The organism is Streptomyces candidus (assembly GCF_014207445.1).
GTDB lineage: Bacteria > Actinomycetota > Actinomycetes > Streptomycetales > Streptomycetaceae > Streptomyces > Streptomyces candidus.
Window position 1 is genome coordinate 189,754 of the sequence record NZ_JACHEM010000015.1, and the last position, 24,523, is coordinate 214,276.

General features: G+C 69.4%; 19 protein-coding genes. 6 read left to right on the top strand and 13 right to left on the bottom strand.

Features of this window, described 5'->3' with window-relative positions; genetic code table 11:
- Positions 1-53 precede the first annotated feature (53 nt).
- The 4 genes from HNQ79_RS26530 to HNQ79_RS26545 all read left to right on the top strand — a co-directional run bounded on the left by HNQ79_RS26530 (position 54) and on the right by HNQ79_RS26545 (position 4,175).
- The gene (locus HNQ79_RS26530) at positions 54-1,301 is read left to right on the top strand and encodes a PucR family transcriptional regulator (RefSeq protein ID WP_185035346.1); all 1,248 of its coding nucleotides are present in this window, start codon (positions 54-56) and stop codon (positions 1,299-1,301) included.
- Between the two features lie 138 nt (positions 1,302-1,439).
- On the top strand, positions 1,440-2,291 hold the full coding sequence (locus HNQ79_RS26535) for an alpha/beta fold hydrolase (RefSeq protein ID WP_185035348.1): 852 nt from the start codon (positions 1,440-1,442) through the stop codon (positions 2,289-2,291).
- Positions 2,292-2,332: 41 nt separating this feature from the next.
- Positions 2,333-3,241, top strand: coding sequence for a helix-turn-helix domain-containing protein (locus HNQ79_RS26540; protein ID WP_229923667.1), 909 nt, complete (start codon positions 2,333-2,335; stop codon positions 3,239-3,241).
- A 169-nt stretch (positions 3,242-3,410) separates the two neighbouring features.
- Entirely contained in the window at positions 3,411-4,175 is a 765-nt protein-coding gene (locus HNQ79_RS26545; protein ID WP_185035352.1) for an alpha/beta fold hydrolase, read from the top strand.
- Here HNQ79_RS26545 and HNQ79_RS26550 read toward each other — a convergent pair.
- Positions 4,163-4,450 carry a hypothetical protein gene (locus HNQ79_RS26550; RefSeq protein ID WP_185035354.1) on the bottom strand — a complete coding sequence of 96 codons (288 nt, stop codon included), beginning with the start codon at positions 4,448-4,450 and terminating at the stop codon, positions 4,163-4,165. The two genes, HNQ79_RS26545 and HNQ79_RS26550, sit on opposite strands and share 13 nt — an antisense overlap.
- Before the next feature lie 431 nt (positions 4,451-4,881).
- Positions 4,882-7,368 carry a helix-turn-helix domain-containing protein gene (locus HNQ79_RS26555; RefSeq protein WP_185035421.1) on the bottom strand — a complete coding sequence of 829 codons (2,487 nt, stop codon included), beginning with the start codon at positions 7,366-7,368 and terminating at the stop codon, positions 4,882-4,884.
- A gap of 407 nt (positions 7,369-7,775) precedes the next feature.
- Here HNQ79_RS26555 and HNQ79_RS26560 point away from each other — a divergent pair, with 407 nt between their 5' ends.
- Complete coding sequence (locus tag HNQ79_RS26560) at positions 7,776-8,324, top strand: phosphatase PAP2 family protein (RefSeq protein ID WP_185035356.1); 549 nt, start codon at positions 7,776-7,778, stop codon at positions 8,322-8,324.
- 191 nt (positions 8,325-8,515) lie between these two features.
- On the opposite strand, the gene rbsD is transcribed toward HNQ79_RS26560, so the two are convergent.
- The 10 genes from rbsD to HNQ79_RS26610 form a co-directional block, all read right to left on the bottom strand.
- Positions 8,516-8,905, bottom strand: a complete 390-nt coding sequence (gene rbsD / locus HNQ79_RS26565) for a D-ribose pyranase (RefSeq protein WP_185035358.1) — start codon at positions 8,903-8,905, stop codon at positions 8,516-8,518.
- A complete protein-coding gene (locus HNQ79_RS26570; protein ID WP_185035360.1) occupies positions 8,902-9,825 on the bottom strand; it encodes a ribokinase in 924 nt (307 codons plus the stop codon). Before HNQ79_RS26570 ends, rbsD begins: the two co-directional genes overlap by 4 nt.
- 57 nt (positions 9,826-9,882) lie before the next feature.
- Positions 9,883-11,838 (bottom strand): ABC transporter permease/substrate-binding protein, encoded by a 1,956-nt coding sequence (locus tag HNQ79_RS26575; protein WP_185035362.1) that lies wholly within the window; start codon positions 11,836-11,838, stop codon positions 9,883-9,885.
- Positions 11,828-13,414: a sugar ABC transporter ATP-binding protein gene (locus tag HNQ79_RS26580; protein WP_185035364.1), complete on the bottom strand. Its 1,587-nt coding sequence runs from the start codon at positions 13,412-13,414 to the stop codon at positions 11,828-11,830. The genes HNQ79_RS26575 and HNQ79_RS26580 overlap by 11 nt, the downstream gene beginning before the upstream one ends.
- A complete protein-coding gene (locus HNQ79_RS26585; RefSeq protein WP_185035366.1) occupies positions 13,411-14,427 on the bottom strand; it encodes a LacI family DNA-binding transcriptional regulator in 1,017 nt (338 codons plus the stop codon). Before HNQ79_RS26585 ends, HNQ79_RS26580 begins: the two co-directional genes overlap by 4 nt.
- A gap of 278 nt (positions 14,428-14,705) precedes the next feature.
- Positions 14,706-15,332, bottom strand: a complete 627-nt coding sequence (locus HNQ79_RS26590; protein ID WP_185035368.1) for a histidine phosphatase family protein — start codon at positions 15,330-15,332, stop codon at positions 14,706-14,708.
- Between the two features lie 13 nt (positions 15,333-15,345).
- Entirely contained in the window at positions 15,346-15,825 is a 480-nt protein-coding gene (locus HNQ79_RS26595; protein WP_185035370.1) for an SRPBCC family protein, read from the bottom strand.
- Between the two features lie 11 nt (positions 15,826-15,836).
- Positions 15,837-17,609 (bottom strand): carbamoyltransferase family protein, encoded by a 1,773-nt coding sequence (locus HNQ79_RS26600; protein WP_308437362.1) that lies wholly within the window; start codon positions 17,607-17,609, stop codon positions 15,837-15,839.
- Positions 17,610-17,705: 96 nt separating this feature from the next.
- A complete protein-coding gene (locus HNQ79_RS26605) occupies positions 17,706-18,752 on the bottom strand; it encodes an NAD(P)/FAD-dependent oxidoreductase (RefSeq protein WP_185035374.1) in 1,047 nt (348 codons plus the stop codon).
- Entirely contained in the window at positions 18,749-19,714 is a 966-nt protein-coding gene (locus tag HNQ79_RS26610; RefSeq protein ID WP_185035376.1) for a cucumopine synthase-related protein, read from the bottom strand. Before HNQ79_RS26610 ends, HNQ79_RS26605 begins: the two co-directional genes overlap by 4 nt.
- 636 nt (positions 19,715-20,350) lie before the next feature.
- Between HNQ79_RS26610 and HNQ79_RS26615 the strand changes: the two genes are divergently transcribed.
- Positions 20,351-21,217, top strand: a complete 867-nt coding sequence (locus HNQ79_RS26615; protein WP_185035378.1) for a SigB/SigF/SigG family RNA polymerase sigma factor — start codon at positions 20,351-20,353, stop codon at positions 21,215-21,217.
- Between the two features lie 343 nt (positions 21,218-21,560).
- On the opposite strand, the gene HNQ79_RS26620 is transcribed toward HNQ79_RS26615, so the two are convergent.
- Positions 21,561-24,221 carry a carbohydrate-binding protein gene (locus tag HNQ79_RS26620; protein ID WP_185035422.1) on the bottom strand — a complete coding sequence of 887 codons (2,661 nt, stop codon included), beginning with the start codon at positions 24,219-24,221 and terminating at the stop codon, positions 21,561-21,563.
- Positions 24,222-24,523: the final 302 nt, after the last annotated feature.

A 24,523-nucleotide genomic window follows, 5' to 3' on the forward strand; every position in this document is an offset into this window, starting at 1 on the left:
GAACCGCGGAGTGGAGAAGTCCGCGGGGAACAGTTGGTCGAGAGGAACAGCGCATGACCGCAAGGCTCCAGCGAGCCCGCCCCGGCAGCCCCGAGCTCCAGGCGCTTGTCGACGAACTCGCGGAGCGGCTCGGCCGGTCCGTCGCCGTCGACGACCCGCTGGTCCGCATGGTCTGCACGAGCCGCCACTTCGGCGACGAGGACCCGGTCCGCATCGGCACCCTGCTGCAGGGCCGCGCCGACAACGCGGCCATCCGCTACGTCCTCGACCAGGGCGTGACCCAGTGGTCCCGGGCCGGATTCATCGACGGCCGTGACGACCTCGGACTGCTGCCCCGTTACGTGGCGCCCCTGCGCGAGCGCGGACACCTCCTGGGACTGCTCCTGGTGGTCGTGCCCGAGAAGTCGCTCACGGAGCACGAGACGCGTGCCATCGCGCAGGCCGCGGACGTCATGGCCGCCCAGATGCACGCAGAGCACCTCGCCACCGACACCCGGAAGGCCGACGAGCGGGACCTCGTCCTCGAACTCGTCGGCGCCGACGCCACCGCCCGTACCACCGCACGGCAGCGGGGCAAGGAACTCGGACTGCTCGGGGCGGCCGAGCACGTCCAGGTCACCGTCGTCCAGCTGAGCCGCGCGACCGAACTCGTGCGGCAGTCCGAGACGGCCCTGTGGGGGGCGCTGGAGGGGTTCCGGCAGACGCGTTCGGCCCAGGGTCTCGTCGCGGTCGGCACGGAGCGGGCGACACTGCTCCAACTGCGCGACCGCCCGCCCGGCCAGGACGAGGTCACCGCACAGTCCGCTCGCATCCTGGACGCACTCCGTACCTTCCTGGGCCCTTCGGTGCACCCCGTGATCGGCGTCGGCGGCCGGCACCACGGCCTGGACGACGCATGGATGTCGTACGAGCAGGCGCTCGTGGCGGCACGCGCGGCACGCCGACTGCCCACCCTGAAGAGCGTCGGTGACTGGGAGCTGCTCGGGGAGCTCGCGGTGCTGCTCCAGCTCCCCGAGCACGCCCTGAACGCGTCCTTGGTCCCGAAGCCGCTCCGTACCCTGGGCGACTCTCACGGCGGCGACCGCCTGCGGGACACCCTGCGGTCGTTCCTCGAACACGCGGGATCGATTCCCCGGACCGCGGACACGCTGGGAATCCACCGCACCTCGCTCTACTACCGCCTGCGCCAGATCCAGGAGATCACCGGACTCGACCTCGACAACGGCGCCCACCGGCTCACCCTGCACCTCGGCCTCAGGATCGAGGAACTCCTCTCCCCGGGCGGCGACGGGGCCGTCTGACCACGGACCCGCTTCGACAAAGCGAGGAGGATCCACGGCCCGATTCCTACAGCTCGCGGTGGTGGGGGCAGCGGGCCGCCATCGATGATGTTCGGGACGGGCGGGAACGATGCACCGCCTCCGACCAGGGGAGAGGTCATGAAGGAACTGATCACGACGGACGGTGCGCGGCTCGCGTACCAGGACACCGGCGGCGAGGGCGTCCCGCTGGTGATGCTGCACGGCTGGGGGCAGACGCAGGCGATGTTCCGCCACCAGGTCGAGGGGCTGGCGCCCGGCCGTCGCGTCGTCACCGTCGACTTCCGCGGCCACGGGAAGTCCGGCAAGCCGCGTCACGGCTACCGCATCGCCCGGCTCTCCCGCGATGTGCTCGAACTCGTCGACCATCTCGGTCTCGACCGTTTCGACGCACTGGGCTGGTCCATGGGCGTCTCGGTGTGGTGGAGCTTCATCGACCAGTACGGGACCGGACGGATCCGGCGCTTCGTCGCCGTCGACCAGCCCGCGGCGGTCGCCGCCGTGCCCTGGATGACCGAGCGCGAGCAGCGGGACTCCGGTGCCATCTTCGATGTGTCGGGGCTGCTGTACCTGGGTGCGTCCCTCGCGGGGCCGGAGGGCGACACGGTCCGCGCCGAGTTCGTGCGCGGCATGTTCTCCGGCGATTCCGACCCCGAGGTGCTGGCCTTCGTCGACGAGGAGATCCTGTCGACACCCGCCCACGCGGGAGTACCGCTGCTGTTCGACCACTGCGCGCAGGACTGGCGCGACGTGCTTCCCCGGATCGACGTGCCGACCCTGGTGATCGGGTGTGAGGGAAGCCATGTGCACCCCGATTCGCAGCGCTTCGTCGCCGAACGGATTCCCGGCGCACGCCTGCACGTCTTCGCCTCCGACGTGGCGAACTCGCACTTCCCCTTCCTGGAGAACCCGCAGGCCTTCAACGCAGTGGTGGAGAAGTTCCTGGCCGAGGAGCCGGCGAACGGGGTATGAGTCCGCCCTCCGCCCGCACGCACCTACGGCTAGGAACCCCCATGCCCCTCACACTGATGTCCCGTGCGCTCGAACGGATACCCCGGCAAGCGCCCGATCCGGCCCCGCCCTCCTCCCGCTCGCGGTGGCTGGTCCAGATGCTCTCCGAGATGCCGGAGACGAACGACCCGACCCACGTCTACCTCGGCGTCCATGTCCGTGGGCGTGTCACCGTCGTCCACGAGCGTGCCAGAACCCTGCTGGAGCCGAACGACCTGGTCTTCTGCGACCCGGCCCGGCGGGATCTGCTGCAGTTCGCGGAAGACTGCCGGATGATCTTCTTCCGGGTGCCCCGGTGCTATCTGGGCGTCACGGAGCCGGAGCTGAACCAGGTGCTCGGCGTACCCGTACGCGGGGGCGAGGGGATCGGAGCCCTGGCGTCCGAGTTCCTCACCGCGCTCGCCGCCAAGGCCGAGTTCCAGAGGTCCACCATCGGGGACCGTCGTGCCCGGACGGCCGTGCACCTCCTCTCCGTTCTGGTCATGGAACTCCTCGAAGCGGACACGACGGACGAGGCCCACGACGCGTCCGGGGCCGTCAACGAGATGCTGTCCCGTATCCACGGCTACATCGAAGAGCACCTCATGGACCCGGACCTCTCACCGGAGTCGATCGCCCGCGCTCACCACATCTCCGTCCGCTACCTGCACAAGCTTTTCCAGAACGACGGCGACACGGTGAGCCAATGGGTACGGCGGCGCAGGCTCGAGTTCTGCCGGTTCGAACTGAGCCGCTCCCACCGGAGGACGACCATGGCCGCGGTGGCGCACCGTTGGGGCTTCAGCAGCCCCTCGCACTTCAGCCGCACCTTCCGCGGGGCCTACGGCATGAGCCCCAGCGAATGGCAGGCGCTGGCAACCTCGGCCTTCGCGACGACGACTGACGGCGCGCAGGACGAGCGGAAACGCTGAGCCGTGTGTGCGCCGTCGTGTCAGCGCGGATGCGCGCATGTACCAGAGGTGCCGCCTCCACGGTCCTACCGTGAGTAACCGACCCACGGACCTCTTGCCGGAATTCCGGGCGGGCTCTGACCGTGATGAGGACGCCGACCCATGGCCCGACATCGAGAAGAGACCTTGAATGACCAACCCCACCGTCGTCCTCGTGCACGGTGCCTTCGCCGACGCGACAGGCTGGATAGGCGTCATCTCGGAACTGCGGAACAGCGGTATCCCGGTGATCGCTCCGTCGAACCCACTGCGGGGTCTGACGTCGGACGCCGCCTACCTCGCCTCCGTCCTGGCCCAGGTCGAAGGCCCGGCCGTACTCGTCGGCCACTCGTACGGCGGCGCGCTGATCACCGTGGCCGGCGCCGCCGAGAACGTCGTGGCGCTCGTGTACGTGGCCGCCTACGTGCCCCACGAGGGTGAGAGCCTCGGCCAGCTCCAAGGAGGCTTTCCCGCGCCTCCGCTGACGGGCAGCCTGAAGGAGTGGACCTATCCCCTCCTGGACGGAAACTCCGGAGTCGAGGTCACCATCGAAGAGACGGCCTTCCCCTCCGTGTTCGCGGCGGACGTGCCCGAGGACATCGCCGGCGTCCTGGCAGCGGCCCAACGCCCGCTCGCCACCGCCGCCTTCACCGAGACCGCGTCCGCGGCGGCGTGGCGGACCAAACCGTCCTGGGCCCTGGTGGCCGGGGCGGACCGCGCGATCAGCCCCGAAGTCCAGCGCTTCGGTGCCGCACGGGCCGGAGCCGTCACCGTCGAACTTCCGGACGCCTCCCACGCCGTCCTCCTGTCCGAGCCCACCCGGGTCGCCGACCTGATCAGCGAAGCGATACGGGCGACGAGCCGACCGGCCGGACTGCTCGATGCGAGGCGGATGCCGGTCGATCAGGAGAGGTGATCGTCCAGCTTGCCGCTCACGAAGACGAGTCCGGCCCCGACGACGAGGATCGTCCCGGCGGTCTTCATGTCCTCCGTGCCTTCCGCTGCTTCCCGTTGCCCTTCTTCATAGGTGGTGACGTCACCCTTCTCCCCGCCCACCCACTCGACGCAGGAATCGCCACTCTTCATCGTCTGGCCTTCGCACTCCTCACCGAAGTTCGCCGCCTGGCAGGCCGTCACGAACCAGAAACCGCAGACGAGTACCGCCGCGATACCGCAGAGCCTCATGCCCATGGCAATGGAGTAGGCAACGCTCTTGGCCGCAGGTTTCACCGACTGGTCCCCCGTTCCGTGCAACGCGCGCCCGAGTCCCGGCAGAAGTGTTTCGCGTCCGGACCGCCGACCGTGAGGAGGGCCACGGCGTGACGGGCGACCGTGCAGGTCTCGGCGAGGGCAGCACTGGCCCTCGCCGCATCGGCCGGGGCGGCGGCGATCACGGGCGCAGCGAGGCCCTTACCCACAGCGTTCCCGAGCGGGGCTCGGGAGGTTCTTGTCGTATTTCTGTTCATCGGCGCTTCCTGCTCTTCGGCTCTGTCGCTCTGTGTCGTCGCGCGTGGCCTGGCGCGGTGAGACCACGTCGGCCACACCTGGAAGCTAGGCGTCTCCGCTGGATGTCGGACAGGCCAGACGACAGGCCACATCTGACCGGTCGTACCCCCGCGTGGTTACGACCGGGGCGACGTGCGCTGCTCAGCACGGTTGAGGTGGTCCTGAAGGCGGGCGTGGCGGAATTGATAGACGGCACCGACCTGGCGGAGTACTCCGCGACGGTAGGCGTCGTCGAGGAAGGCGGGGAGTGCCCAGGGGAGTCTGCCGGTGAGGGGGAGCCAGACGCGGGAGAACAGCAGCCACTGGCCCCACGCCGTGAAGGCGAACGTGTAAGAGAGCGCCCCGGTCATTCCGCCCAGGGCTCCTGCGGTCCATCCGTAGCCGAGAGACCAGTCGAGGGGGCCGAGCGGCCCTTGCAGTAGCCCGACCACGAGAACGCCACCGAAGGTGATCGTCAGCGCGAACACCGGTGCGAGGACCAGGACCCGGCGAATGACGGTGGTGCGGTCGGTGCGCAGCATGGCGAGCGGACTGGTGGCGGAGGCGAGATCGACGGGGGCCTCCAGCACGGCGGCGAGGCCGAAGACCATGCCTGCGGCCAGTCCGAAGACGAGCCCGTACACAAGCATGTGGTGCAGCGTCGTCGTGAGCAGCGTGTCGAGGGACGAGGGAGTGCCGTGGAGCAACGCGCGCCCGAACGCGGCCAGCACCTGGTGGCCGAGCCCCATGCTGAGTCCACCTAGGCAGCCGGTGCCGAACCTCGTGAGGACCGAGCGGACGACAGGCGCCCGGGTCTTCGGGCCGTCCCACCGCATCTGGACGCGTGCCGGCTCGAACGTCGTACGGAAGTGGACGGTCATCAGCGCGTACACCAGACCGAAGCCGAGCCCGACCAAGGGGCCGAGAAGAAGACCCTCCAGGAGGCCCGCGCGGAGCCCGGGCACGAGTCCGAGGACGCTCACGTACTGCGGCAGGTAGACCAGCCAGTCGCAGAGCGTGGTCACGAGCGCCGAGGCGAGGACGACGCCGAGAATGCGCGAGGTGCGGCTGAGCGAGGTCCCGAGCTGCCACCAGGCGAGGTCCGGAGTGCCGAGCCGGTCGAGGTGCCCGGCGAGATGGCCCAGCCAGCGCTGCACACGGTCCTGGGTCCAGGCCGGGCGTCGCGCTCCTGCCCCGTGCCGCCGGTAGACGGTCGGCACGAAGCTGCCCAGCAGGTGGTCTTCGAGATCGTTCGGAGTGGGGAATCGTTGTGTGTCGAGCAGGGCGGCCGGGTCGTAGTCCGTGTTGTTGTAGGTGGAACGGACAAGGGTGACCATCAACGGCGTCCTGAGCACCTCGATGAGGTTTTTGCCCGCCTGACTGTCCGGTCGGGCCCGCAGTTCGTCCAGGACCGGTTCCCAGTGCGTGGTGCGGCTGGAGCGGCGCAGGTAGTCGGAAAAGTCCGCGGGGGTGAGGTCGGTGATCGCAATACCCGCGGCCCCGGCGAGCACGTCACTCGCCTCGACGGCCCTGCGGAACTCGGGCAGTCGGCTGGTCAGCAGAGCGGGCAGCGAGGTGGCGTTGAGCGCCAGCAGCGCGTCGCGGTGCAGCCCTCCGGGAAGCTCGTCGAACCCGTCCAGTACCGGCAGGATCCGGCCTGCGTCGACCAGCGCGGCGGCCAGGGTCGAACCGCCGGGAGCAGCCGCGACCAGATCGGGATGATCGCGCAGCAGACGGTCGACCAGCCATTCCCGCAGTGGCTCGGCCGTCGGGTTCCACGAGCCGAGGCTGAAGACGACCGGGACGGGGTCGGCACTGGTACGCGTGGCCAGGTAGTCGAGTACGAACCGCAGTGTCAGGATCGTCTTCCCGGACCCGGCGCGGCCGAGCACCACCAGCCGACCGGACGGAACGCGCCGGTAGACGTCCGCGATCTCGGTCAGGTCCCCCGCGAGGTCCAGCGGGCCCGCACACCCGCCGGGCGGAACGCGGCGTACGTTGTCCCAGTGATCGGCCAGCTCGGCGGGCACGGGCTGCCACCGTACGGGCAGCGGAAAAGGATTGTGCGCGCCACGCTGCTCCACTTCACGCTGCCAGCGGCCTTGCAGCACGTCCGCCAGGTGGTCGGTGACCTCGGACAGCGGCGGCGCCTTGCGGCGGCGTGCGGCGGGGTCCGGTTCTTGGGTCCTGAGTTCGCCCGCTGTACGCTCGCCGACCGCCGCTCGGCCGACCACGGGCTCCACCGGCACCGGTTCACCGGATTCCGGCTCTTCCGTCGCTGGTTCGCCGTAAACACGCTCGACGGTCGCCCGCCGTCCGGGCTTGAGGTCGTCCGGGGGCGCAGTCCCCCTGCCCGCCGCGGCCATCAGATCGCGGCGTTCGTCCGGAGCGAGGTCGAGGGCCTCGGCAAGCAGCCGCACGGTGTCGAGCCGGAAGTTTATGTCCGTTCCCGTCTCCATTCTGCGGATGGTCCGCACGCCGACAGTGGACTTCTCGGCAAGCTGTTCCTGCGTCATCCCCGCTCTGCGACGCCCTTGACGCACCAGATGCCCGAACTCCCCGGCCACATCGCGCCTTTCACCCGCTGGTCTCGGTCCCGGCGACCCTATCGCCCAACCGGCCATACCAGGCCGGTTGGGCGCCAGGACCGACGAGGCCGACTTCGACAGCGGCACAGTAAAGGCCCAGCTCACCGGCTTCCTCGGCGCGTCGGCCCTCGGTGACCGCGATCACCCCGAGCACAGGGCAACGGCCGACGTCAGGGGTACTCCGCCGCCTCACACGTTCCGCCCCGCACCGGCTGACGTCCCGGGGGCGACACGGACCGCCACAGGCCGGCCCATGCCGCCTGAGGCACGCGCGCAGGCCCGTACGAAGGGGCACCGGCCCGTCCGTACGAAGAGATCGCCACCGCGTCGGCGGTTCACCGAATCCTTCGCTCCGTGCGGCGCGACGATGCCGAACTCGTGTTCGCATCGACGTCTGCTGCGATGGCGGGCATGCTGGGTGATCTATGGGATACCCGCAGGGCATGAGGTTGCTGGCGGAAATTCGCGAAGTCGACCGGCGGGTGCCCAAGCGGCTGGCTGCCGAAGTCGCACCCGGCCTTCACCGTGCGCTCTCGGCAGTGGAGGAGACGGCCGAGAGATCCAAGCTGTGGATCGGAGCGGCTGCGGTCATGGCTTGCGCGGGCGGCTGGCGTGGCCGCAGGTGCGCTGTCGCGGGCCTGGCGGCGCTGACGGTGGCGCAGCTGGTGTCCAACGGTGTGTGCAAGCAGCTGGCGGACCGCCCCCGGCCGCCGAAGGAGTGGTTCCCGCACGACGAGGCGGAGGACCGTCCCGACTCCTCTTCCTTCCCCTCCGGGCATACCGCTGCCGCGGTCGCCTTCACTGCCGCCATCACCCCCACATGGCCGCTGGCCGGCGTGCTGTGCGCGGTCCCGGCCGCTTTGGTGGCCGTCGAGCGCGTGCAAAGCGGCGCCCACTACCCCAGCGACGTCGCAGCCGGGGCCGCGGTCGGCCTCGCCAGCGCCTGGCTCGTCCGCCGCGCCCCACGGCTGATCCTGCGCCATGGGCTCTAGCCATTGGGGCGGGGTGCCGGCCGACGGGCCGCCAGACGGCAGTGTCAGGTGGGCGGAGAAGCCCCGACGACCGACGACAGATGAGGTGCCCGGGCCGTGCGTCGCGGGCGGAAGTCCCGTAAGGAAAGACGATCGCCCGGGACGGCCGTCGGCCACAGGGCACGCGCTCGTCCGCGTTCGAGCGCACTCGCTCAGAAGAAGACCCCGCACCTCAGCAGTACGTTCGCGTACGGCCGGGCCTCCCCGGTCCGTACGACCAGGCGGGCGGCCGACGTGAGCGCCTTGAGGTCGTCGTGCGGGATCAGGTCAAGCCGGGGGAAGTGACCGTCCAGAAGCGCCGCGGCCTGCGGGTTGGCGTCACGGATCTCCCGGGCGGCCGTCGCGCCCTCCACGATCAGCTCGTCGAGCAGGCCGTCCAGCACCTCGGCGAACGAGGGGGTCCCGGCACGGAAGGCCAGGTCGACCACGCGAGGGCCGGGCGGGATCGGCATGCCGGCGTCGCAGACCAGAACGCCGTCGCCGTGGCCCAGTTCGGCGAGCGCGCCCGCCAGGTGGCGGTTGAGGATGCCCGACCTCTTCACAGCGCGCCCACCTCCTCCAGCGTCGGGAACGACTCCTGTGCCCCCCGCGCCGTGACCGCCGCCGCGCCCACCCTGACCGCGAAGGCCGCCGCCTCCCGCAGTTCGTCGCCACGGCCCAGCCGCCAGGCCAGGGCAGCCGTGAACGCGTCCCCGGCGCCGGTCGTGTCGAGTGCCTCGACCTTCGGGCTGCCTACATGGTCCAGGGATTCCGTACGGCTGTCCGCCACCAGGGCCCCGGCCGCGCCCAGGGTGATCACGACCGAGCGCGGGCCGAGCGCGAGCAGGGCCGGAGCCCAGTCGTGCGGGGTTTCCCCCGCGCCGCCGCCGAGCATGTACCGCGCCTCGTGCTCGTTGACCACCAGCGGGTCGCAGGCGGCGAGCACCTGCTCGGGGAGCGGGGCGGGCGGGGACGGGTTGAGGACGAGCCGGGTGTCCGGCCCCCGGCCGCGTACCGTCTCGGCCACCGTATCGAGCGGGATCTCCAGCTGTACGGAGATCACCCGGGCGGCGGCCAGCAGCGGGGCCGCCGCCCGGACGTCCTCGGGCGTGAGCCGCCCGTTGGCTCCCGGGGACACCACGATGCTGTTGTCGCCCGAGGGGTCGACGGTGATCAGGGCGACGCCTGTGGGGGCCCCGCCCACCAGGACGCTGTCCGTGTCCACGCCCGCCGCGCGCTGGGTCTCCAGCAGGAGGCGTCCGTGGTCGTCGTCGCCGACCCGGGCGAGGAGGGCCGTCCTGGCGCCGAGGCGGGCGGCGGCCAGCGACTGGTTGGCGCCCTTGCCGCCGGGGTGGACGGCGAGGTCGGAGCCGAGGACCGTCTCGCCGGGCGCGGGGCGGCGCTCGACGCCGATCACCAGGTCGGCGTTGGCCGACCCGACGACCAGCAGGTCGTACCGGTCGTCGGGGGCGTTGGCGTGCATGTGTGTGCTTCCTGCTTTCGTCGGTCCGGGATCAACAGGCCGGTTCACCGGCCGGGTTCAGGAGAAGTCGGCGACGTTCTCCCGGGTGACGACCTTGACCGGCACCTTCACCGTGCTCTCGACCTTTTCGTCCTTCGCGGCCTTCACGGCGTTGCGCACCGCGATCTTCCCCAGTTCGGCGGGCTGCTGGGCCACCGAAGCGTAGAGCGAGCCGGCCTCGACCGCCTTGATGCCGTCCGGGGTTCCGTCGAATCCGACGACCGAGACGGACTTCCCGGCCTTGCTGCCGAGTGCCTTGGCCGCGCCGAGCGCCATCTCGTCGTTCTCGGCGAAGACGCCGGTGACGCCGGGGTGCGACTGGATGAGGTTGGTCATGACGTCCAGGCCCTTGGTGCGGTCGAAGTCCGCGGGCTGCCTGGCGACCACCTTGATGCCCGGGTACGCCCTGAGTCCCTCGGCGAAGCCTGCTCCGCGTTCACGGCTGGCGGAGGTGCCCGCCGTGCCCTGGAGGATGACGATACTGCCCTTGCCGCCGAGCTTGTCGGCCAGCGCGTCGGCGGCGAGCTTGCCGCCCGCCACGTTGTCCGAGGCGACGAGCGTCGCGGTGTCCGCCTTGTTGACGCCGCGGTCGGCGGCGATCACGGGGATGTCCGCCTTGTTGGCGGTGCGGACACCCGGTCCGACGGCGTCCGAGTCCACCGGGTTGACGATGATCGAGGAGAAGCCGGAACTGGCGAAGTTCTGAAGCTGGTTGGCCTGTTGGGAAGCGTCGTTCTGGGCGTCGGTGACGGTGAGGTCGACGCCCGCCTTCTCCGCCTCCGCCTGCGCGCCTTCCTTCATCTGTACGAAGAAGGGGTTGTTGAGCGTGGACAGGGACATGCCGACCTTCGTCGTGCCGCCGGACGAACCGGAGTTGAAGAAGGAGACCGCGCCGCCGACGAGGGCGACGCAGAGTGCCGCACCGGCCAGCTTGAGCGCTCCCTTTCGGCCGGCCCCCGGTGCTCCGGGGGCCGTGCCCGCGGCGGAGGAGGCTCCCGAACCGGCCTTGCGGCGCAGCGTGTCGAGCAGGACGGCGAGCGCGATGACGACGCCGATGACGACCTGCTGCCAGAACGCCGACACGGAGAGGAGGTTGAGGCCGTTGCGGAGGACGGCGAGGATGAGCGCACCGATCAGAGTGCCGGACGCTTTGCCGACTCCGCCGGCCAGGCTCGCCCCGCCGATGACGACGGCGGCGATGGCGTCGAGTTCGTAGCCCTGGGCGGCCTGCGGCTGGGCGGAGACGAGGCGCGAGGCCAGGACGATGCCGGCGACGGCGGCGAAGAGGCCGGACAGCGCGTAGATGACGATCTTCTGGCGCTTGACGCGGAGCCCGGAGAGCCGGGCCGCCTCCTCGTTGCCGCCGATCGCGTACATCGAGCGGCCGATGAAGGTGCGGCCGAGGATCAGCGCGGTGATCAGCCCCATCGCGATCATTACGAGGACCGGGACGGGCAGCCACCCGCCGAGCGTGTCGCCGAGCCCCGAGACGGATTCGGGGAAGGCGATCGGACTGCCCTGCGAAATGACGAGGGAGAGACCGCGGGCGACCGAGAGCATCGCCAACGTCGCGATGAACGGCGGGAGTTTGCCGTACGAGACGAGGGCGCCGTTGACAAAACCGCAGGCGATGCCCGTGACGATCGCGAGCACGACGGCCAGCACGACCGGCACGCCCGCCGACGTCGCCGACCAGGCGAGGACGGTCGCGGACAGGGCCGCCACCGATCCGACGGACAGGTCGATGCCCGCCGAGACGATGACGAACGTGACGCCGAACGCGAGGATGGCGGTGACGGCCGCCTGTACGCCGACGTTCAGCAAATTCTGCGTGGTCAGGAAGTCGCCGGAGAGCAGCGACATCGCCACCACCAGCACGACCAGGGCGCTGAGCGCGCCGTTGTCCAGCAGGACGCGGCGTATCACGGAGACTCCGCCTCTTCCCGTGTCACTCTTGGCTGTCTCAGTGGCCACGGGGGCCCTCCTCTTCCTTCTTCGCTGCGGGGTGTTCGGTGGGGGCGGAGCCCTCGGTGGTGGTCGGGGTGCCGACCGCGAGCGCCATCACCGCGTCCTGGGTGGCTTCGCCCGCGGGGAGTTCCCCGGCGATCCGGCCCTGGGCCATGACGAGCACCCGGTCGCTCATGCCGAGTACCTCCGGCAGATCGCTGGAGATCATTAGAACGGCGTGCCCGGAGGCGGTCAGCTCGTTGATGAGCTGGTAGATCTCGACCTTGGCGCCGACGTCGATGCCGCGGGTGGGTTCGTCGAGGATGAGCACCCGGGTGTCGGCCAGCAGCCACTTGCCGATGACGACCTTCTGCTGGTTGCCGCCGGAAAGGGTGCGCACATGCTGGCCGAGGCCGGACATCCGGACGCCGAGCTGCTCGGCGATGCGGGCGGCGGCCGTGCGCTGTCCCTTGAGGTCCACGAACCCGGAGCGGGTCGCGGAACGCAGGGTGACCAGGCCCAGGTTCTCCTGAACGGAGGCGTCCAGGACCAGGCCCTGGCCCTTGCGGTCCTCCGGTACGAGCCCGATCCCGGCGTCCATCGCGGCGGGCACGTCGTGCCGGACCAGGCGCTCGCCGCGTACGTCGACGGTGCCCGCGTCGTACGGGTCGGCCCCGAAGACGGCGCGCGCCACCTCCGTGCGTCCGGCGCCGACGAGTCCGGCGAGGCCGACGACCTCGCCCGCGTGCACGTCGAAGCTGACGTCGTGGAAGACGCCGTCGCGGGTGAGTCCGCGCACCGACAGCAACGCGTCGCCGGTGTCCGGGCGTTCGCGCGGGTACTGCTGCTCGATGCTGCGGCCCACCATGAGCTGGACGAGTTCGTCCTCGGGGGTCGACGCCGGGACCTGGTCGATGCTGCGGCCGTCACGGAGGACGGTGACACGGTCGCCGAGTGCGGCGATTTCCTCCAGGTGATGGGTGATGAAGACGATTCCGACGCCGTCCTCGCGCAGTTGTCGGACAATCGCGAAGAGTTTGTCGACCTCCTCGGAGGTGAGCACGGCGGTCGGCTCGTCCATGATCAGGACGCGGGCATCCAGGCTGAGCGCTTTGGCGATCTCCACCATCTGGAGCCGGGCGATGCCCAGTTCACGGACCTTGGCGTCGGCCCGCACGTGGACGCCGACCCGGCGCAGCAGCTTCTCCGCGTCCTGGCGCATCCGGCGGTGGTCGACGAGTCCGTAGCGCCGCGGCTGACGGCCAAGGAAGATGTTCTCGGCGACGGTGAGATCGGGTACGAGGTTGAACTCCTGGTAGATGGTGGCGATCCCGAGCCGCTCGGCGTCCTGCGCACCTTCGATGCGCACCTCACGGCCCTCGGCCAGGATGCGGCCGCGATCGGGGCGGTAGGCGCCGGAGAGCATCTTGATGAGGGTGCTCTTTCCCGCGCCGTTCTCGCCGAGCAGGACGTGCACTTCGCCTCTGCGGAGGTCGAAGTCGACGTTGTCGAGCGCCACTACGCCGGGAAAGGTCTTGCGCAGCCCCTCGATGCGCAGCAGCTCGTCCGGTGCGGTCCCCCGTTGCTTTTCCGGTGCGGTCACCGGTCGCTCCTCTGGTTCGGTGCGGCCTCGCCGCACGAGCGGCGTGCGACGAGGCGGGCGGGCAGGGTGACGGACTGCGGAGTCCGTCCTTCGATCCGGTCGGCGAGCGCGCGCACGGCGGCCCGTGCCAGGTCGGCGGTCGGCTGCGCGATGGCGGTGATCGGCGGGTCGGTGTGGACGAACCACGGGATGTCGTCGAAGGCGGCGAGCGCGATGTCGTCGGGGACCCGCAGTCCGCGCGCGCGGATCGCGTCCAGCGCGCCGAGTGCCATCAGGTTGTCGGCGGCGAAGACGACTTCGGGCGGCTCGGCCAGGGCCAGGAAGCGCTCGGTGGCCCGGCGTCCGCTGGCGGCCTGGAAGTCGCCCTGCCCGATGTAGGTGTCGGGCAGGGCGAGACCGAGCTTGCGCAGGGCGTCCCGGAACGCCTCGACGCGCTCGTTGCCGGTGGTGGTCGCGGCGGGCCCGGCGATGATGGCGAGCCTGCGGTGGCCGAGGCCGTGCAGATGCGCGACGAGGTCCCTGACCGCGCCCGTACCGTCCGCCCGGACGACAGGGACGTCGACGCCGGGGATCCAGCGGTCGACGAAGACCATCGGGGTGCCGCTCAGGGCGACGTCCCGCATCAGCGGGGAGCCGCCGTCGGCGGGCGAGACGAGGAGCCCGTCGATCCTGCGGTCGATCAGGGTGCGGATGTGGTGGTCCTGGAGCTCGGGCCGCTCGTCGGCGTTGCCGATGATGACGCTGTAGCCGAGCGCGCGGGCCTCCTCCTCGACGAACCGGGCCAGCTCGGTGAAGTACGGGTTGAGCACATCACTGATGACCAGGCCGAGCGTGCGGGTCTGCGCGGTGCGCAGCGAGCGGGCCACCGCGTTCGGCCGGTAGCCGAGGGTCTCGACGGCGGCGAGTACCCGGGTACGCGCCTCCGCGCTGACGGACGGATGGCTGTTCAGCACGCGCGACACCGTGGCGGCGGACACACCCGCCCGAGCCGCGACATCCTTGATGCCCGCCATGTCCGGACCACCTCCTTGTGGTTTCCGTACACCCCGAAACCGTTGCGCCGACCGGTACGTGGACCAGTGACTCGACGCGTTGGAATCGATTACACGGACGATTGGAATCGATTCCATGGCGCAAAACAAGCCCCCCTCCCGTATCCGAGACCGGATCGTGACGGGAGGGGGCGGCGGTGCGGGGGTGCGTCGGGCCGGTGAGGAGGACGTCGCGGCATCCCCGTGCGGTAAGAAGCCGTCGCCCACCTCGGACGTGCGACGGACCCTCGACACGCGGCTCAGTTCATATGGTGAACGTCGTTGAGAGCCTGCACCGTTGCGGTGCCGTCCGGGTCGTACGTCACCGTCGACAGGGAGGCCGCCGAGACTTCCATGCGGAACAAGGTGCGCGGCGGAGCCTGAAGGGCGAGGCGGATCAGCGTTCTGACCGGTACGACGTGCGAGACGACCACCACCGTGGCACCGCCGTACCGGGCCAGCAGGCCGTCCCGGACGGCGGCGACCCGGTGAACGACCTGTTGCATGGTCTCGCTCGCACCTGAGGGGGCACTCTCGGGCGAGGCAAGCCATGCGCTCAGGTCGTCCGGGTAACGCTCGCGGACTTCAGGAAACGTCAGGCCCTCCCAGGCGCCGAAATCCGCTTCCCGCAGGTCGTTCTCGGCCTGGACGATCAGGCCGAGGTGCGCGGCCACCGCATGAGCGGTCTCCTGGCAGCGCCGCATCGGTGAAGAGACGACCGCCTCGATGCCGCCACGGCGGGTCAGGGCGTCTGCTGCGGCCTCGGCCTGGCGGTGTCCGACCGGCGAGAGTCCCGGGTTGGACCCTCTGCTGCCGGAGAGGCGTCGCTGCGGGGTGAGCAGGGTCTCGCCGTGCCGCAGCAGTACGAGCGTCGTCACGTCACTCACGTCGCAAAGCCACTCACTTCGAGGTCTGCGCGAAGTGGTCCCGTACGGCGTCGGTCTGCTTTTCCATGATGCCGATGATGCCCTCGACCACCTTCAGGTCGGCGTCCTCGGCGATCTCCAGGATCCGCGACCAGTCGAAGAAGCTGCGGGCCGGGTCGTTGGTGATGGGGAATACGCGGATGGTGGCCTCGTAGCCGGCGACCCCACTGGTGGGTGCGACGGCCCGGTAGGACTGGGTTCTGTTGATCTCGTCGCGGGCGGCGATCTCCTGCTGGACGACCTTGCCGCTGAGCGTCAGCCTGAAGTCGTAGCGCCCCGGGACCGATTCGACCGAGCCGCCCTCGACCCAGCTGACGTCGCGGTGGACGTCCATGTCGCCGGGGGACACGATCTCCAGGATCTTCATGGCGTCGCGGATGGTCGCCCACACGGTGTCCGGGTCGGCGTCGAGAACGGTGGAGTGGTACATGGTGTGCTTGCGCTGGATGGGCATGGGTTGCTCTCCTAGTAGTCGTCGCTCCTGGTGACGAGGTGGTTTCCCAGCACCAGGTAGTCGATCTCGGTGCCCATGAAGCAGTTCAGGGCGTCGGTGGGCGTGCAGACGATGGGTTCGCCGGCGACGTTGAACGAGGTGTTGATCAGGCAGGGCGTGCCGGTGAGCTCGGTGAACCTGCGCAGCAGCGCCGTGAGCCGTGGGGTTCCCTCGTGCGTCAGGGTCTGGATGCGCGAGGTGCCGTCCACGTGCACGGCACCGGGGATGCGGTCCTTGTACTCGTCGCGGACGGGGAAGACGAACGTCATGTACGGGGAGCTGGTCTTGCGCCCCATCTCGAAGATCTTCGGGGCCTGCTCCTCAAGGACGAGGGGAGCGAACGGACGGAAGGGTTCGCGGTGCTTGACCCGGGTGTTGATGATGTCCTTCATGTCATCGAAGCCGGGGTTGGCGATGATGCTGCGATGCCCCAGCGCGCGCGGCCCGTGCTCGACGCGGCCCTCGAAATAGCCGATGACGACCTTCTGCGTCAGTAGCTCCGCCGCCTGCTCGACAACCTGGTCATCATCCAGGCGCGAGAACACGACACGGCCGGCGAAGCCCGCAAGGGCCTCCTCGATCTCGGCCTCGTCGTAGTCCGGCCCCAGGTAGGGGGTGACGGGTGCAGCGGCGGCGGCCACGATGTCCGTGGACCCGGTGCCGGGGTCGCCCAGCCAGGCGTGGGCCGCGGCTCCGATGGTGATGCCGGTGTCCGAGGCGCCAAAGCTGACCTGCATGTCCTCGAAGCGGGAACCCTCGAACAGAGGGGTGTTGTTGAGACAGTTCAGGGCGACGCCGCCTTCGAACAACAGCCGGTCGAGATCCGTCTTCCTTTCCAGGTGGCCGATCTGGTGGGCGGTGGCGACGTTCAACATCTGCTGGGCAGCGGCGGCGACACGTGACGTGTATGCGAGGGTGTCCTCGAAGGGCCCGAAATACTCCTCGAACAAGGCGTCGTGACTGCGCAGATCGTCGGTCTGCAGGGGCTTGCTGAAGGAGTAGCGGCCGTCGTCGTGCAGTGTCAGAAGGTTGTCGAGGAACGGGTTCGGAGTCGGCGGGACCGCGTATCCGGCCAGGCCCATCACCTTGTACTCGTCGTTGTTGGGGACGAAGCCGAGGAAGCGGGTGAGGGAGGAGAACAGGGTGCCCATCGAGTGCTGGGCACCGATGACACTGTCCTCGAAAACGGTGATCCTGCCGTCGCGGATCTCGCCCGTCAGCGAGGAGAAGCGTTCGGCGCGGCCGTCGCTGACGAGGAACGCGCAGTCCTTCAGGCCGGCGAGGTAGTAGCCGGTCGTGGCGTGCGCCAGGTGGTGCGGCACGAAACGGACCTTGGCCGGGTGGGGGCGGTGTCCGGTACGGGCCTCGAAGTCCGCAAGCATCGCCTCATGGCTGACGACCTGCTCGAACAGATCGCCCATGTCGGCCATGAGCCGGGTCTTCGCGTCCTGGGGCAGCGGCGAGGTACGGATGCCGTCCCGGATCTCGTCCAGAACCTGCGGAGTCCAGTTCCAGGGGAAGGCGAACACGTCGACGTCGTCGAACGTGATCCCGCCCTCCTTCAGGCACCAGTCGATGGCGTGCGTGGGGAAGTCGGTGGTCTTCTTCTCGCGGTTGAGGCGCTCTTCCTCCACAGCGGCGACCAGGCGGCCGTCCACCAGGAGTGCGGCGGCGGCGTCGTGGCCCAAGAGGTAATGCTTGTTGATGCCGGTCGCGCCGAGGCGTTCGGAGAAGAACTCCGACACCCGACTGAATCCATTACATCCGAGAACAATCACGGGATTTTTTCCTGTCACGGAGCTACTCGCCCTGTTACGGGCCCACTTGGCCCTGTTACGGGCCTACTTGCTGATCAGCAGGTCGCGGAGCTGTTGCCCTGCCGCAGGTGCCTGGCACAGACCCGCGCCGGTGAATCCGGCCGCGTACAGAAAGCGACGGGCGGGAACTTCTCCGATGAAGGCCGTGTTGCTCGGGCTGGCGTCGAAGTCACCGCTCCATGCGCGGTGAAGACCGATGCCGTCCAAGACGGGGAACAGGGTGCCGAGATGGGCGCCGATGCGGCCGAGCCAGGCTTCACGTGTTTCGCCGGCCGCAGGTGCGCCCATGGCGAGGAGGATGCGGTCCTTCCACGACCGGATCCGCAGGCCGGACGTGGCATGCATCGTCATCGGCAGCTCGCGGTGCGGGGCGGGCGGGACGTCGGTGAACAGCATTTCCATCGCATGGGTGGTCAGCGGCAGATCGACCGACGCCATGGCTGCCACCTCGCCGGACCAGGGCCCGGCCGTGCACACGATGCGGTCCGCCTTGATGCTGCCCCGCGGGGTGTGGACGGTGTTGTCGTGATCGATGCGCATGACCGGCGTATGTGTGAGCAGGCGGGCGCCGTGATTGCGGGCGGCGGCGGCGTAGCCGCGTACGATGTCGAGGCCGTCCACGTGGTACGCCTCTGAAGACCAGGCCGCGGCCAGGACTGCACGCTCGTCGATCAGTGGGTTGAGCTCGACAGCTTCTCGGACGCCGATCAGACCGGCCTCGACGCCGACGGCCTCCTGCGCCTGCCGGCCGGCCTCGAATTCGGCGATCTGCTGTTCCTCGGTGAACAGCACCATGAATCCGAGCCGCCGCAGACCGAGGGAGACCCCGGTGTCGCGGGCGAACTGGTGATAGGCGTTCAGGCTGTGCACGGCCCTCTGCCCGGTGCCGGGGTCACCGGGGAAGAAGGTGCGGACCATGCCTGCCGTATGCGCGGATGCCCCACCGCCGAGCCCCCCACGTTCCAACAGCACGGTATCCACGTTGGCTTCAGCGAGGTAGTAGGCAGCGGAGGTGCCGATCACTCCACCGCCGATGACCACGGCTTCCGCGCGTTCGGGCAGAGCACTCATGCCTGCGCGCTCGGCGCCGCGGTGCGCTCCTGACGCAGCCCGTCCTTGGCGTCCCACGGGAACAGGTGCAGGTTCCAGGCTCCCAACAGATTGATGTAGAGAGCCACTTGACTTGTCACGGCCAGGAAGTCGTCACGGTCGAGGTCGTCGAGGCAGTCCAGGAAACGCTGAGTGAAGTCCCAGAGCTTCTCCAGTCCGCAGTAGCCCAGGAATTCGGCCGGTACGCCCACCAGAATGCGCGTCATCTGGTGCAGGGACGCCATCGGCATGTCCGCGACCGCGGCCCGGATCAGACCGCCATAACTGGCATAACCGAGCGGGCGCGTCTCGCCGTTGACGAACAGCAGCGTCGGCAGCACCGTGTCGTGGGTGCCGGCCCGGGAGGGGATCCACCCCTGGTGCATGTCGGCGAGTTCGGGGGGTGCGGTCAGCCAGTTCCGTTCGGTCTCGTTATAGATGTCCTGGATCAGCAGGTCCGCTTCGGAGTGGGCGGCGGTCAGCCGCGGAATGCTGTGCCCGCCCTGCGTGCCCGCCCGGCGGACCTCGACCAGGACTTCCTTCTTCGTCGAATAGACCGCGTCCCACACGGCCTGCCCTGCCTCGAGCAGCGCCGGCAGGTCCTCGGCCCGGATCTGCCCCACGGGTGCGGCCGGCATTGGCTCGGTCAGCGTGCCGTACTTGATGCCCAGGTGCTGCAGCGCGGAACAGAAGACCGTGCCGTTGGGTGCGTCGCGCCGGTCGGCGACCTTCTCGGACGCGTGCGTGTGCAGCAACTTGGGGATCGGTACGTGGTGATACAGGTGCTCGCCCGCTACCAGGGCGTGCCCCTGCAGACTCCGATAGGGCAACGAGTCCCACAGGATGTCGGCCAACTCCGGGTTGCGACCGTCGAGTTCAGCGGTGACAGTGATGCCCAGATCGGGCCAGGCGATGTCTACGAGGCGACCGGCGCTCTCAGTCAAGATGTTCCCCTCTACTTCGTTGCACCTTGCCTGAGGCAGTAGACAGCCCGCCGTGCAGGACCAACCAGGAGCAGAAGGCATGAAGAGATCCACGGGGTGAGACGGCTCTTCGTAGGCTCCTACAAGAACCCGTCGGCTCCTGCGGAAGGCCCCTGACCCGGCCGTCCGGCCGACGAACCTCGGTTCGCAGCAGGCCACTTGGCTCCAGGGCGGCCTCCCCGGGGAGGTCCGGCAGCCCTGAACGGACACCGGCCGCCCTCACATTCCCGACGGGGCGTCGCTGGCGCCGGAGTCGAGCAGGGCGGTGGCGTCCTGACGGACTGCGGTCGATGCGACGGGGCGACGCCTGCCCCCGACGGCCCGACAGATCAGCACGGCGGTCACGGGGGAGGGGGCCGGCCCCGGGGGGTGTTCTCTCCGCTCCGGTTGCACAGCCGAGTTCCCGGCCTCGGGTCTGGCGGTGAGGACTGTGAGGTGTGAGCCACGCGGTGCTCGCGCGTCCCGCCTCGGAGGGGGCACCGTTTGTGCGCTCCTCGGATTCCCCGTAGGCCCTGGTGCATGCGACCTCTGTTCGAGGGCAGGTGTGGGTTCAGGCCAGGCCGCACGGGGGCAGACGGGTACACCGAGGTGGGGACCATGATGACGACAGCAGGACAGGACACGGCGACGGAACAGGGCGCCCGGCAGACGGTATTGCCGCAGATCCAGGACCCGGCGGCGGTGGCGCCCAGGAACGCCCGTGAGCTGTCACGTCTGTTCCTGGACCGGCTGGACGTCCTGGAAGAGGGCACGCACGAGTACGCCTACGCCCGCAACACCCTCATCGAGATGAACCTCTCGCTGGTGAAATTCGCCGCCCGCCGCTTCCGCAACCGCGGCTCGGGGGACATGGAGGACATCATCCAGGTCGGTACCATCGGCCTGATCAAGGCCATCGACCGCTTCGACCTGTCCCGCGAGGTCGAGTTCACCTCCTTCGCTATCCCCTACATCACCGGCGAGATCAAGCGGTTCTTCCGCGACACCACCTGGGCCGTCCACGTCCCGCGCCGCCTCCAGGAACTGCGCACCGAGCTCGCCAAGGCCAAGGAGCAGCTCGCGACCGTCCTGGACCGCTACCCGACCGTCGCCGAACTCGCGCAGCTCCTGGACCTTCCGGAGAAGGAGATCGTCGACGGGCTGGTGGCCTCCAACGGATACACCGCCGGTTCCCTGGACCTCCCCGCGGACACGGGGGAGGGACAGACGGGCAAGACGGCGTCCTACGGCGACCTCATGGGCGACGTCGATCCGGACATGGAGCTTTTCGAGGACCTTCACACCCTCGCCCCGCTCCTGGCGGAGCTCTCCGACCGGGACCGCCGCATCCTGTCGATGCGGTTCGGGCAGGAGTACACGCAGGGCCGGATCGGCCAGGAACTCGGCATCTCGCAGATGCAGGTGTCCCGCCTGCTCACCCGCATCCTCGGACAGCTCCGTGCCGGGATGCTCACCACGAAGTGAGTGCGTCCGTCGCCGGTGCCCCCGCATTGTCTGGATGCGGGGGCAGAAGGCATGGCTCGGACATGACGGCAGGGCGGCGGGTGGGTCCGCGCTTCAGTCGCCTGCGCGGGCCCGTCGTCGTGTCCGCGGTGGGATCGGGCCGGCTCTGCCCCGCCGGCTCGGGGCAGTTGCGGGCCGATCCGGGAAAACCGAGACGCGCTTCCCGGCTGTCTTTGCTCGGCCTGGCCCGCGGCTTTGATGGTAGGACTCTTGTTCCGGCCCCGCCGCGTGCCATCGCGGACGTTGCTGAGACGGGGCAGCCGCGGGACGTCGGCAGCCCCGTCTCAGCGGCTCTGTGAGGGAACTACGGGGCGGACAGTGGCGTGAGGGCGACCTGGTCGATCACCGGTGCGTACGGGGACCGCTGGTCGTACTGGTTGTAGGTGTCCCCGTTGAAGTCGGGCAGTTCGTCGGCGGTGAACGACAGCCGGTTCGTGCCCTGCCTGAGCGTGACCGGGACGGTCAGTTCCCAGAAGTTGTTGAAGTGGAAGGTGGTCGGGAACAGGACCCGGCGGTTCGCGGCACCGTTGACGGACAGGTCCACGTGGCGGGCGACGGGGTCGGGATTGTAGTGAGTGGCGGGTGCCTGTTCGGCGTTGGAGTAGCGGATGGTCAGGGCGTGCCGGCCGGCCCTGGCGGCCGTCACGTCGAGCGTGAGGGCGTTGGCTTTTCCGTTGCCGACGTCGCTGACGGCTTTGCCGGCGGTGGCGAAGGTGTGAGTGGTGGTCACCTTGGCCGCTCCGGTCACGGAACCGGTCTCGGCCTGGTGGACGGTGGGCTTCAGCGTGCCCTGCGATTTCGTGACCCGCAGGCGGTCGAGGACCGGCGCGCCCGAGGTACCGGTCACGGTGATCTTGTTGATGCCTCCGGTCAGGAACAGCTTGACCGTGTTCGTGCCCTTCCCCGTGCCTCCCACGGCGGGCATGTTCGCCGTCTCGCCGTTGACGGCCAGGCTCGCCAGGCCGCCGCCCAGGTGATCGAAGGAGACGGTGGCCTCGCCGTCGGCGGGGGAGTGGACCCAGAACGTCGTGGAGGCGCCGTTGCCCAGCGGCACCGCGCCCGGCCCGGAGACGCCTGCGTGGGTGTGGACGGGCCGGGTCCCGCTGACCGTCGTGTACTCGGCCTCGTACACGGCAGGTCGCGCGGCCGCGTCGCGCAGGCTGAGATCCAGCTTGTCGATGATGGCGTCGCCCTTGGTGGAGCCGAGCTCGGGGTCCTGGGCGGCGAGCGTGATGCGGTGCCGGCCGGCGGTCAGCCGTACCGTGGTGTCGGTGTGCCCCCACACCACCCACTTGTAACCCAGCGGCAGCCGCAGCTCCTGGGGGTCCTTGCCGTCGACGCGCAGGAAGACGTTGGTCGGCCCCTGCTCCTTCACCAGACCGTACTGGTTGTACGAGTTGGCGAAGACGCTCAGGTCGTAGGTGCCGTCCTGCGGGACGTCGACGTCGAAGGCGAGGACCCCGTTGGAGCCGGTGCGCAGACCGCCCACGTTGTAGGTCCCGGAGGTGGCGAACTTGCCGACGTCGGAGGGGGTCCCCTCCGGGCCGTTCCTGGAGTAGCCGGTGCCGGTGTACGTGGCGTTCTCCGCCTCGTACGTCTTGCGCCAGCTCACCGAGGGGGTGGCCGGCGCGCCGGCGTGGGCGCCGGGAGAGAGGATGACCTGGTACGCCGACATCTCGTTCATGTCCCGCATCGGCAGGGTCACCGAGCCGTCCGCGCCGACCTCCGCCTTCCGTTCCGCCAGCCGCAACGGCTGCGCCGAGTCGCCGACCTGGCCGGTCCAGGGGATCTCCTGCACGGTGGCGTGCACGGTCGTTCCGAACAGCTTGGGGTCGACGTTGCGGAAGACGACGTCCGCGTCCCCGCTCTTGCCGCCGAAGATCGCCCGCGACTGCCGCTTGCCCGCGTCGAGGGTCGCCACGCCCTGGAGCGTGTACTGCGCGTTCGGATGCGGGGCCGTCACTCTCACCGTGCGGCCGGACATCTGGCCGTACGCGTTGAACAGCCACCACTGGCCGTTGCCCTTGTTGGCCTCCACGGCGGAGTCGTTGAGGTTGCCGTCCATGTTCCAGTACGCCAGGTCGGCGTCGATCTTCGACTCCTCGATGGCGGAGACCCACTGGACGACCTGGCCGGGAACCGAGAGGTGGTAGTTGTGGCCGTACTCGTTGACGTTGATGGGCAGCGGGCCGACCCCGGTCTCCCTCTCCCAACTCCGGTACCTGGCCACGCTCGTGCGGACGGCGGCGGGCGAGGACAGCTCGTGCCAGGTCATGACGTCCGGCACCACGTCGTGGGACTTGGCGTAGGCGAGGAAGCCCTTGACCTGGTCGAAGAGCTGTGAGGTGTTGGGGCCCGCGATGCGCGCGTCGGGGTCGAGGCTCTTGATCAGGTGATGGACCTCCTTCCACGCCGCGAAGAACTGCTCGGGCCGGTCCAGCCAGGAGACGTTGTCGTAGCTCCAGCGCCCCGAGCCGAACATGTTCCCCTCGGGCTCGTTGAACGGCACGTACACGACGTGTTTCCGGTAGTCGCCCATGATCTTGACCTGTCGGACCTGTTTGGTGATTTTCTCCTTGAAGTCCGCGAGCCGGGCGGGGCCGTCGGCGCCCGGCCACTGGTAGGGGAAGCCGCGGTAGATGTCGGTCATGTAGATGTAGACGTCCTTGCCGCGCGAGTCCACGAACGGCGGCAGTATCTCCAGCGCGTCCGCTCCCGGATGCTGCGGTCCGTCCTGCGCCTTCGTGGACACCGTCCGCAGGTGCATGCCCTCGATGAGGTTGCGGCTCGGCACGCCGTCGCCGTAAATGCCGTACAGGGACCCGGAGGCGCCGCCGTGGAAGGCGCCTGTGTCGGCGGCGAGGTCGATGTCGAGTCGTTCCGGCTGTGCCGCCCGTGCCGTTCCTGATGTGGGACCGGCGAGCAGGGCAGTGAGTACCGCCGTCGCCGCGGCACCCGCCGCCATCACTTTCGTTCTTCGCACTGGGGGCCTCCAGAGGTCCGTGCATCGAGGGGAGGGGCGAACCGGTTCGATCCGTTCGTGCCCTACGGGGAGTTCACGACGGGAGGCACTCAAGGGATCTTCGGGTACCCGCCGCCCTGGTCATCGGCTGCAATGCGGACTCGGATCGAACCGGTTCGAGAGAAGCTAGCACCGGCCAATCCGGCCGGGCAATACATGTGCGGCAGGAGGTCGGCCGTCGGTCGACGGCGGTTCACGGGCCTGCCGAGGGCATCCTGCGCGAAGTGTTGACAGTCGGCAAAGTG

Excerpts from the sequence above, each read along its gene's own strand:
- HNQ79_RS26530 (WP_185035346.1), top strand. The coding sequence starts at position 54 with ATGACCGCAAGGCTCCAGCGAGCCCGCCCCGGCAGCCCCGAGCTCCAG.
- HNQ79_RS26535 (WP_185035348.1), top strand. The coding sequence starts at position 1,440 with ATGAAGGAACTGATCACGACGGACGGTGCGCGGCTCGCGTACCAGGAC.
- HNQ79_RS26540 (WP_229923667.1), top strand. The coding sequence starts at position 2,333 with ATGCCCCTCACACTGATGTCCCGTGCGCTCGAACGGATACCCCGGCAA.
- HNQ79_RS26545 (WP_185035352.1), top strand. The coding sequence starts at position 3,411 with ATGACCAACCCCACCGTCGTCCTCGTGCACGGTGCCTTCGCCGACGCG.
- HNQ79_RS26550 (WP_185035354.1), bottom strand. The coding sequence starts at position 4,450 with ATGGGCATGAGGCTCTGCGGTATCGCGGCGGTACTCGTCTGCGGTTTC.
- HNQ79_RS26555 (WP_185035421.1), bottom strand. The coding sequence starts at position 7,368 with ATGGCCGGTTGGGCGATAGGGTCGCCGGGACCGAGACCAGCGGGTGAA.
- HNQ79_RS26560 (WP_185035356.1), top strand. The coding sequence starts at position 7,776 with ATGAGGTTGCTGGCGGAAATTCGCGAAGTCGACCGGCGGGTGCCCAAG.
- HNQ79_RS26570 (WP_185035360.1), bottom strand. The coding sequence starts at position 9,825 with ATGCACGCCAACGCCCCCGACGACCGGTACGACCTGCTGGTCGTCGGG.
- HNQ79_RS26585 (WP_185035366.1), bottom strand. The coding sequence starts at position 14,427 with ATGGCGGGCATCAAGGATGTCGCGGCTCGGGCGGGTGTGTCCGCCGCC.
- HNQ79_RS26595 (WP_185035370.1), bottom strand. The coding sequence starts at position 15,825 with ATGCCCATCCAGCGCAAGCACACCATGTACCACTCCACCGTTCTCGAC.
- HNQ79_RS26605 (WP_185035374.1), bottom strand. The coding sequence starts at position 18,752 with ATGAGTGCTCTGCCCGAACGCGCGGAAGCCGTGGTCATCGGCGGTGGA.
- HNQ79_RS26615 (WP_185035378.1), top strand. The coding sequence starts at position 20,351 with ATGATGACGACAGCAGGACAGGACACGGCGACGGAACAGGGCGCCCGG.
- HNQ79_RS26620 (WP_185035422.1), bottom strand. The coding sequence starts at position 24,221 with ATGGCGGCGGGTGCCGCGGCGACGGCGGTACTCACTGCCCTGCTCGCC.